The 3,185-nt window shown below is 41.9% G+C and carries 3 protein-coding genes; all 3 read left to right on the top strand.

Going from position 1 to position 3,185, the window contains the following annotated elements:
* A partial coding sequence (locus ACM5QX_RS29380) for a tetratricopeptide repeat protein (protein WP_414756731.1) occupies nucleotides 1-1,079 on the top strand: 1,079 nt, incomplete at its 5' end.
* Nucleotides 1,076-1,804 (top strand): hypothetical protein, encoded by a 729-nt coding sequence (locus ACM5QX_RS29375; protein ID WP_414756730.1) that lies wholly within the window; start codon nucleotides 1,076-1,078, stop codon nucleotides 1,802-1,804. The genes ACM5QX_RS29380 and ACM5QX_RS29375, both read left to right, overlap by 4 nt.
* Before the next feature lie 3 nt (nucleotides 1,805-1,807).
* Entirely contained in the window at nucleotides 1,808-3,079 is a 1,272-nt protein-coding gene (locus ACM5QX_RS29370; protein ID WP_414756729.1) for a hypothetical protein, read from the top strand.
* Nucleotides 3,080-3,185: the final 106 nt, after the last annotated feature.

The raw sequence follows: 3,185 nt of genomic DNA, 5'->3' as shown, positions 1-3,185 counted from the left end.
CCGTCGAACTTGACCCTAAATATGCCATTGCTTACATCGGTCTCGGCAATGCCCTGAGAGACCAGAAGAAATTAGACCAAGCAGTTGCCGTCTACCAAAAAGCCGTCGAACTTGACCCTAAATATGCCATTGCTTACATCGGTCTCGGCAATGCCCTAAGTGACCAGAAGAAATTAGACCAAGCAGTTGCCGCCTACCAAAAAGCTCTAACATTACCAGAAGACACCTCCATAACTCCAGCTAGCGCCCATACTCTAACTAACAATGGGCTGGGTCTGGCATTCCAACAACAAGGGAAACTTCAAAAAGCCATAGAACATTTCGACAAATCAGAAGCAATTGACCCCGATTTTGTTTATGCCAGTAACAACAATAGAGAAGCACGGCGATTATGGACTGAAGAACGAAATAAACTAGCCAGCGTAGAAAGCGATCAGCAATGGTTGCCCAACAATGACCCAACTTTACCCATTAAGCGTTCCGTGGTACTCATCACTGCGGAGTTTTCAAACAGCGAACGTCAGGGAACAGAGATTGGTACTGGTGTAGTCATTCGCAGAGAAGCCAATCGCACATTAATCCTCACCAATCGTCATGTAATTTTTGATGGCAGAGAACAGGGTAAAAATATACAGGTAGAATTTTTCAGTTCCCCACCGTCAGACCGTGTGCGAATGCGGCGAGATGCCAAACTATTCAAAATGACTAATCAAGATGGACTTGATCTAGCCGTTTTGGAAATTAGCGGTAAGCTGCCAGAAGATATCCAACCTCTATCCATCTCTGCAACCCCCATCACCCCTGCAATGCCGATTCAAATTATCGGCCATTCTGCTAAACGAGGTGAAGATAAATCATGGTCTAGAGAAAAAGGAAAAATTAGCAGCTATAAAAACCAAGAACTAGAAATATCAACAGTACTCCAACCTGGTTACTCTGGCAGTCCTGTACTTGACTCCCAAAATCGGCTTGTAGGCATAGTCTATGCCCGCCAAAATAAAACGCGAAATTCCGCCTACCCCATTTCCGAAGTTAAAAAACTCCTATCCACCTGGAATATTAATTTAAACCAACCATGAATTATAAAATTATTCTTGCCAGCCTATTAATCCTCAGCTTTAACCATCTCCCTGCTGCTGCTTCTTGCCCAGAAGGAAATTCCCGTTCTACCGATTATATCCGCCGCAACCCACCCAACCGTTGCGAAGGTATCAAACGCGAACTCCTAAGCGGCAATAGTTTGAGCCTGATTTCCATCGCTACCCGCAACCTCACCCGCTTCGACAAAACTTTAACATTACAAGTTCCCCGCATCACCGGCGGTAACAATCCCCAAGTCACAGTGAAATCATTGGGCGACACTTATCACTATCAATTAGATGACTTACTATTGTCTAACAATGGTGCAAATTTCCGCTTTAGCTGGGATACTTACGTCCTCAGAGAAGCAAAAATCCCAGCCAACAAACTCCGCGCCGTAGCCACCTATAGCCTTGGTTCTCAAAATGTTTATGTTCCCGTCGTTTTAGGGCAAGCTTCCGGTAAGTATGAATTTGTCTTTTACTCCCAAGATAGAGTCAGGTTTACCAGCGTTAAAATCATCTCCCCAGACAAAAAAACCATCCACAACCAATCCCGCCCCAACGCCGATAGCGGTGAAATCATCTTCACCTGGGATGGACGCAACGCCCCACCCGGACGCTATGAACTACACTATGTTGCTAATATAGAACGCAGAAATGAACCAAGCGATAGAATTGAACGACGAATTGTATTTGAACATAATCCCAATTGGTTGAAATAAAACATGGCCTCTAGGCAAAAAGCCAGACAAAAATCCCCCAATTTCATCAACGCCATCCTAAAAGTTATCAATAAAATTGACCTCACTAAATTAGTGGGTTTTCTTCGTAACCATACTCAAAAAATTCGCCCATACTTACAAAAACTTAAACCCTATCTACCTAAGAGTAAATCTTTTATTCTTGGGTTGTTCTTACTTTCAGCTTTTACCTTTGTTACCCTTGCCGCCATTCTACCAGGAACACACATATTTGAAGGCAATCTCATTTTTCAAGAAATGAGTTTTACCTATAATGGTGAACTACCTAAATTATTTATTGGCAATATTAAATATATTAAAGAACTAGAAAATCAAGGCATTCAAACATTAAATTTTACAGGTAATTTTCAAAGTCAATCTTTACCGCAACTTAATCAATTAAACTCCTTACAAATCCAGCTTACAGACAGAGAAAGTAAATTAATTCTCACCCCAGCCAACACCGATGTAACCAGCGAAATCAATCTAGAGGAACTACGACTGCAACCCCAAACCAAAGTAACTGGACTCAATTACGACTTTTATCGTCAGCAACTAGCTTTTTCCCTACTACCTAATTCTCAAATAAATCAAACCAATTCCAATACATTAAAAATATACTTGGGTGAACAACCAATCAAAGTTATCTTAGAAGGTTATAAAATACCCAGTTTAAATTTACCCAAACCACAAGACGAAGCAACACCATTAGAGTTTATTGTCAACCCAAATAATAAAGAATTCCAGCTAGCACTCAAACAAAATACCAACGTTTACATTACCCTATCCCAGCCTCCAAAACCTGAATCAGAGCAGTGGTTTAGGGGGAAAATAGCCACTAAAGATGTGAGATTTATTCGTGTAGATAGAAATGGCGGCGACCTCAGAGACGATTTAGAAGTTTCCACCATTATCGAAGGTAAAGTCCGCATGGCAGAGCAGGAAAAAGAAATTAAAGATGACCAGTTTCTCATGGGAGAAAACCCCAATCAGCCACTCAATATTCAACTAATCCGCAACTTACAATTAATTCCCGACAAACAGGGCATAGAAGCCCGTTTTTCTGGTACAACTAAACAAATCCAAATTGGGCTAGATAAAGATTTTCCTGTTTCCAGAATCCAGGGTAGTTGGTTAGATGGCGTTTTACCCCGTGATGCCATTATTGCTCTGTTTTCCTTTGGTGCGGCTACAATTGCTAATTTGCTTCCCTGGTTATTTAGCAACACTTCCAAATCAGATGCAGACAATCAATAGCAACACCTCCTTGGGTGAAGACGCGACGCCAGTCGCTACAACGGGGGGAACCTGAAGGGGTGACAAAGAGGCTGAAGCTCAGGAAATAGAAGAGTGTGACTGTTTT

The organism is Anabaena sp. CCY 9910 (assembly GCF_963920875.1).
In the GTDB taxonomy this organism is placed as follows: Bacteria; Cyanobacteriota; Cyanobacteriia; order Cyanobacteriales; family Nostocaceae; genus Trichormus; species Trichormus variabilis.
The sequence above is the reverse complement of the archived record's forward strand: the minus strand, read 5'-3'. Positions and strand labels throughout refer to the sequence as shown.